This is a genomic window from Planctomycetota bacterium (assembly GCA_038746835.1).
In the GTDB taxonomy this organism is placed as follows: Bacteria; Planctomycetota; Phycisphaerae; order Tepidisphaerales; family Tepidisphaeraceae; genus JBCDKH01.
This window is the reverse complement of record JBCDKH010000195.1, coordinates 1-6,581: the sequence shown is the minus strand read 5'-3', so window position 1 is coordinate 6,581 and position 6,581 is coordinate 1. Positions and strand designations below refer to the sequence as shown.

Annotated in this window: 7 protein-coding genes; 2 read left to right on the top strand and 5 right to left on the bottom strand. The window is 66.7% G+C overall.

The annotated features are described in order from the left end of the window. Both AAGI46_14610 and AAGI46_14605 read left to right on the top strand, forming a co-directional pair. On the top strand, positions 1–636 hold a 636-nt coding region (locus AAGI46_14610), incomplete at its 5' end, for a hypothetical protein (GenBank protein MEM1013440.1). Between the two features lie 57 nt (positions 637–693). After that, complete coding sequence (locus AAGI46_14605) at positions 694–2,526, top strand: SPFH domain-containing protein (GenBank protein MEM1013439.1); 1,833 nt, start codon at positions 694–696, stop codon at positions 2,524–2,526. A gap of 3 nt (positions 2,527–2,529) precedes the next feature. On the opposite strand, the gene AAGI46_14600 is transcribed toward AAGI46_14605, so the two are convergent. The 5 genes from AAGI46_14600 to AAGI46_14580 all read right to left on the bottom strand — a co-directional run. Further along, complete coding sequence (locus tag AAGI46_14600; protein MEM1013438.1) at positions 2,530–3,066, bottom strand: hypothetical protein; 537 nt, start codon at positions 3,064–3,066, stop codon at positions 2,530–2,532. Positions 3,067–3,105: 39 nt separating this feature from the next. After that, a complete protein-coding gene (locus AAGI46_14595) occupies positions 3,106–4,470 on the bottom strand; it encodes an ABC transporter permease (GenBank protein MEM1013437.1) in 1,365 nt (454 codons plus the stop codon). Next, a complete protein-coding gene (locus AAGI46_14590) occupies positions 4,467–5,153 on the bottom strand; it encodes an ABC transporter ATP-binding protein (GenBank protein MEM1013436.1) in 687 nt (228 codons plus the stop codon). The genes AAGI46_14595 and AAGI46_14590 overlap by 4 nt, the downstream gene beginning before the upstream one ends. Positions 5,154–5,274: 121 nt before the next feature. Beyond that, positions 5,275–6,321: an acyltransferase gene (locus tag AAGI46_14585; GenBank protein MEM1013435.1), complete on the bottom strand. Its 1,047-nt coding sequence runs from the start codon at positions 6,319–6,321 to the stop codon at positions 5,275–5,277. Then, positions 6,318–6,581: hypothetical protein (locus AAGI46_14580; protein MEM1013434.1), on the bottom strand; the 264-nt coding region annotated here is incomplete at its 5' end. The genes AAGI46_14580 and AAGI46_14585, both read right to left, overlap by 4 nt.

Here is a 6,581-nt window from a genome sequence, read left to right as displayed (position 1 = left end):
GGAGATGCGGATGTCGACGCAGACGTTGATGTCGATGCGGACCTGGACGTCGATGTGGACGTGGATCTCGATCTCGACGTGGATGTCGATCTGGACGTGGATGTCGATTTTGATGCGGATGTCGATGTCGACGCGGCCGTCGTGAAGCCGGACATCGATGTGGACACCGACATCGGCGACACGCCGGCGGGCATCTTGAACTCGCTGACGTGGGTCGGCGTGGGAAAGGTGCCGCTGTCGATCGTGCTGATGGTCCTGCTGCTCAGCTTCGGCGTCGTCGGCTTCGCAACCAACCAACTGCTCCGCGACGCGCTGGGCGCGGCGGCCGTGGCAGTATCGCTGCCGCTGGCGGTGCTTCTCGCACTGGTGGTGACGGCGACGACGAGTCAGCTCATCGCGCGGTACATGCCGCTTAGCGAGTCGAGTGCCGAGCGTCGCAGCAGCTACGTCGGCCGACGTGGCAAGGTCGTCTTTACCGTCTCGCCCAAAACAGGGACGATCAGCGTCCGCGACGCCGGTGGCGATTTGTATCAGTTGCCCGCTCGCACCCACGACGGCACCATCGCTCCCGGGACCGACGTCGTCCTGACCGGCTACCAGGCCGGCGTCTTCCGCGTCAAACAGCTCGACCTCTGACCCTCCTGCCCTCGCCTGTTCACTTCCTCCTCACAACTGCCCATGGTTTTCTTCGTGATGCTTCTTGTCGGCGCGTGTCTCGCGATCGGGCCGTGGTTCGTGCCGGAGCTCGGTGACTTCACCAAGCTGATCCTTAGCGGCATCGGGCTTCTCGTCCTCATTGTCTCCGGCGTTGCGGCCGTCATCACCAAGCTCTATCACAAGGCGTCGGCGAACGAGGCCTTCGTGCGGACCGGCATGGGCGGAGCCCGCGTCGTCAAGGATGGCGGCACCATCGTCCTGCCGGTGGTCCACCAGGTCATCCCGGTCAGCCTCGAGACGATGCGGCTCAACGTCGAGCGACGCGGGCCGCACGCGCTCATCACGAAGGACAACCTCCGCGTCGACTTGTCGGCCGAGTTCTACATCAAGGTCCAGGCCAACGGCGACGACATCCTGAACGCCTCGCGCTCGCTGGGCGATCGCTCCATCACGCCCGGCAGCGTCAGCGAACTCGTGCAGGAGAAGCTCGTCTCCGCCCTTCGCACCGTGGCCGCGACGCAGGAACTGGTCGAGTTGCACAGCAAGCGCGATGAGTTTGCCGGCAAGGTCCAGGCGATCGTCACCACCGACCTTGCGAGCAACGGCCTGACGCTGGAGTCGGTCACCATTTCCGCGCTCGACCAGACTGACCCGAGCCAGCTGCAAGAGCGCAACGTCTTCGACGCCCAGGGCCTTCGCAAGATCGCCGAGATCACCCAGCGGGCCAAGGTTCAGCGGAACGAAATCGAGCGACAGAGCGAGCAGGAGATCACGCTCAAGGACGTCGCGACGCGCAAGCAGGTCCTCGACATGCAACGCGACCAGGCCGAGTTCGAGGCCGAGCAGCGGACGCGGGTCGCCAACGTTCAGGCGGAGCGGAAGCGCGAACAGGAGGCGTTCCGCATCGAGCAGGAAGAGGCCGTCAGTCGGCGCGACATCGAGCGTCAGCGGGCGATCGAGGAGGCGGAGGTTCAGCGGAAGCTGGCGGTCGAGCGGGCGGAAGTCGGCAAGCGCGTCGTCCTGATCGAGAAGCTGCAGGAAGAAGAAACGAGCGAGGTCGCCAAGCAGCAGGCGATCGAGGTGGCCGAGCGTCGCCGCGAGGCCGCCATCGCCGCACAAGAGGAAGAGCGTGCCGCCGCGCAGGCCCGAGCCCTCGAAGCCGAGGCCGAGAAGGAGGCCGCGCGTCAGCAGGTGTTGACGGTCGAGGTCAAGAGCCAGGCCGAGCGCGACGCCGCGCAGAAGCTGATCGCCGCCCAGCAGGTCATCGACGAGAATCGCATCCGCGAGCAGACGGATGCCGAGGTCGACGCTTTCCGCGTCATCAAGAAAGCCGACGCAGAGAAGCAGTCGGCCGAGGCTCAGGCGGCAGCGAAGCTGCGTCTCGCCGAAGCGGACGCCGATGCCGAGAAGAAGCGTGCCGAGGGCGACAAGGCCAAGCGGAGCGTCGAGGTGCTCATCGAGCGCGACCGCGTCGAGGTCGAGCGCGAGCGCGTCGAGGTCGAGCGTCAAGAGCTGGCCAACCGCAGCGAGTTCGAGGAGGCCGCGCTCAACTTCGAGATCGACAAGCTCCGCATCGCCGCCGACAAGGATGTCCGAGTCGCCGCAGCGGAGTCGCTCGGGCACATGCTTTCGAAGGCGAACATGCAGATCTTCGGCGACCCGGAAACGATGGCCAAGATGTCCAGCCGCTTCATGTCCGCCGCCACAGTCGGCAACTCGGCCGACGGCTTCCTGCGAAGCCTCCCGCCCGAAGCCAAAAAGCTGGTCGACCGCATCCAAGGCAAGCTGGCCGACGTGCTGGACGACGGCGACGACGAGCCGGCCCCGTCGCCCGAGGTCAACGGCACCAACGGTAAGTCGAAGTCTTGACGATCAGATCGCCTCGACGCCTTCGACGGCGAGGTGATAGACGCCGGTGACGCCCGTGTCGTCGCGTTCGACGTCCACGCGAAGGGTGCCGATGACGCGGACTTCGCCCTGCCGCAGGCGGACCGGGCCGTTGACGGTTTGGGAGCGGACGAAGTGCTGCACCTGCGGCTCTGCGACGAGGCAGCAGTCGGCGATGCTGTAGACCAGGTCGAACGACTCGATGTCGCCGCCGGGCACGGCGTCGCTGTACATCTCGCCTTCCAGCACAACGCGCTCGCCGTCGAGCAGGCGGTACTTTTCCGGAACGTCTTCGATCGTGCCGTCTTCCTGGTCGAAGCTGAAGGTGCTCATGGCCTGGAGCTCGACGAAGGTGGTGCCGTCGGGCAGCTTCTTGATGCCGCCGGTGGTGCTGACGTCGTAGAAGACCCACGCGAGGAGGGCGACCGGCAGCAGCAGCACGATCGCGAAGATGACGGCCCGGGCACTCACTCCTCCCGCCGCGGGGGCCGCGACCTTTGACGTAAGCGACGCGTTGCTCATGCCGAATGTTACGCCCGAACACGCGTCGGCTGTTCAGGCCTACGACGCCAGATGCTCGGCCACGCTGGTCCGGTAGGCCAGACTCGCCGGGACGATGCCGGCGAGCATCGCGAGAATCACAACGCCGCCCACGTACGCCAGTTCATCCGGCCCGACGGTCCACCACGCGATGCCGCCACCGATGCGGCTTCGGAGCAGCTCGCCCGCGATCGCCGCCATCGCGTGCCCGCCGACCATGCCGACGACAGCCCCGATGATGCCGATGAGCGTCGCCTCGCCGGCAACGAGCAGGAGCACTTTGTCGCGCGTCGCACCCAGACTCCGCAGAATTGCCACCTCGCGACGTCTGGCCTGCACGCTGTTGTAGATGCCAACGAGGATCGACACGGCCGCGACGAGCATCACGCCGGCCGTGACCATCAGAAGAATCCTCGCAGGTGGTTGGAGAAACGTCTCGAAGAATTCGCCCATCTGGTCGCCGGGACGCGCTGCCGTGGCGGCGTCGCCGTTGTTGATGGCGAAGTCGAGCTTGCTCGTCGCGAAGCCGCCTCGCGTGCCGACCAGGATGCCGCTGATCCGCCACAGCTCTTCCGGCACGAGCGGCAGCACTTTCCCCTCAGGCGTCAGGACGTGACCCTCGCCGCGCGTTCCGCCGGCCTCGACGACTCTTGCGAGCTCGGCCTGACGATCGTCGTACATCTGGCCGAGTTCGTCGGCACTCCGGCGGACGTTCTGCTGGTCGAGGATCGCCTGGCCGTGCTCGCCGAGGGCGTACTGCGTCGCGAGCGGCACGTAGACCGCTCGGTCGAACGCGGTGCCGGTCGGGGCGAGGATGCCGACGACGTCCCACTCGTCTTCGTGGAAGTGGCCTGTGTCTTCGTTGCCGTGGAACGCCCGGAACCGGTAGCCGAGGTCGATGCCGAGGGTCCGCGCCGCCTCGCTGCCGACGACGGCTTGCCACGTGTCGTCTTCGAACGCCCGCCCTTCTGCCAGCTCGATCGCTCGGTCACGTCGGGGCGTCAAATCGGTGAAAAACGAGGTGTCCGTGCCGATGATCCGTCGGCCCTCGTGCGTGTCGCCCCAGATGATCGGCACCGCCCACTCGACGTGCCGTGAGAGCTCTGGGTCGCGACCGGCGAGGTCGTGGTACAGGCCGATGTCGACGACGCCCGGCGGGCTGCCGAGGAGGTAGGCGTTGTTCAGCACGAGCTGCAGCGGATCGCCCTTCCCGCCGACGACGAGCGAATAGCCGAAGTCCGCCTGGCCGAAGAGTTTGGGTGTTTCCCGGCCGAGGATGAGCAGCGCGACGCCCATCATGGTGCCGAGTGCGACGCTGAGCGTGGTGAGCCACGTCGACAGCCGACGCTGCCGCATGTTCTTGAGGATGAGCGAAAGCAGACTCACGCCGGCACCTCCGCGGTGACGGCAGCTCTGTTGATGTCGGCCAGGTCCAGCGTGCGAGGCAACGCCCCGGCGACGGCGGCATCGTGCGTGACGACGATCAGCGTCGCGCCCGCCTCCGTGGCGAGTCTTTTGATGAGCGTGATGACCGCCTGTGCCGTCGAAGCGTCGAGCGCGCCCGTCGGCTCGTCCGCCAGCAGGAGCTTGGGCCGATTCGCCAACGCCCTGGCGACGGCGACGCGTTGCTGTTGGCCCACGCTCAGCTTGCCGGGCAGGTAGTCGAGTCGATCCCCCAGGCCGACGTCAAGCAGCAAGTCGTTGGCCCGCTGCCGGTCGGGCTTTTCGCCGGCGAACGTCATGCCGAGCAGCACGTTCTCCCGTGCGGTCAGGCCAGGCAGCAGGTGGTGCGTCTGGAAGACGTAGCCGACGTACCGGCCGCGGAAGGCGTCGCGCTGGGCCTCTGGTAGGCTGGCAATGTCGACGCCTGCAACGGTGACCTCGCCCGCGTCCGGCTGGACGATGCCGGCCAGACAATGGAGCAGCGTCGTCTTGCCCGTGCCCGATCCGCCGACGAGTGCGACCTGCTCGGCCTCATCAACGTCAAGCTCGGGGACGTCCAGCACCGGCGCCGGCTTCCCGTCCGGATCGACGAACGCATGGCGAAGCTCGCGGACGCGGAGGCTCACGGAAAACGCTAGTCAGGCAACTCCGTCATCCCGAGCGCAGCCGAGGGACCTCGCCCGTTTCTGGACAACTGCGGCGGCGAGGTCCCTCGACTCGCTTCGCTCGCGCGGGATGGCGGAGGGGTCATCGAATCCGCGTCCGCAGACGCAGCAGCGGGCGTTCGAGCGCGAACCAGGATCCGGTGGCGACGAGCAGCGTCAGCGACGTCGAGACAAAGCCGACGAGCCACGGATTGTCGAAGTCGCCGAGCAGCCAGCGGGCGGACGGACCCGAAACGGTGTGCACGAGGTACGCCGCGTAACTGATGATGCCGACGCCGATGAGCGGCGGAAACCGAAGGAGACCGACCGATCGACTCGCCGCCAGGCCAACGATCCCGGCGAGGCTGAGTGCGAGCAACGAACGGTCGAACGCGATCCGCCAGTCGAGCAGGAAGTTCTCAAGCGGGCCATGCGCAACGACCGTGATTGGCAGCGTGACCAGGCCGACCGTGATGAGCCAGTTGAACGCGCCTCGACCTCTCCACAGGGCGAGCAGCGCGCCCGCCGCCAGCAGGTCCATGTTGGCCGGCGTCGGGAGTTCGCTCATCGCAGGATGCCAGCCGCCCAGCCAGAACCACGCACGCCAAGCCGGCGACAACGCGAACACCAGCAACACGGCCGGCGTCAGCAGCCGCCTTGGCAACAGCAGCATCAACGCAGGCCAGAACAGGTAGAACTGCTCCTCGACGGACAGCGACCACAGATGCCGGTCGTAGCCCTGATTCCGCAACCCGTCGTCGAGGGCGAGATGCCAATTGCTCAGGTACGTCGCGTGCCAGAGCCACCGCTCACGACTGGCGTGAACGTCAATCACCCAGAAGGCGATCAGCAGCAACGCGTACGGCGGGACGATCCGTAGAAACCGCCGGAGGAAGAACTGGCCGAACTCGCCGCGAAGCGATCTGCCCTCAGCCAGCCGACCGCGGGCATCCAGCAGCAGGCCCGTAATGAGGAAACCACTCAGGACGAAGAACAGCGACACACCGACGTGTCCCAACGGCGGCGTCCAGATGCCGAGCCGCGGCATCGGCCAGAGATGGTGCGCCAGCACGAGCAGGACCGCGATGCCGCGCAGGCCGTCGAGTTCGACGATGCGGCGGGAGCCCAGTGCCGGCTCGGTCGCGGTCACGCCGCTTCGAGCGCGGCCTTGATTCGCTCGCTCGCTTTGCCGCTGCTGATGTCATTCTTGCCGAAGCCCTCGACCGCCCCGGCGGCTTCGGCTTGCTGTTGCGTCTGGGGAAAGTTGCTGACCATGAGCACCTTCAGCCCGGGATTCGCGGCCTTAGTCTGCTTGAGCAAAGCGACGCCGTCCGAGTCGTCGAAGCCGCTTTCGAGGACGCGGTTGAACAGCAGCTGGCCGACGTGCTGGAGAACGGCAGCGATCTGCTG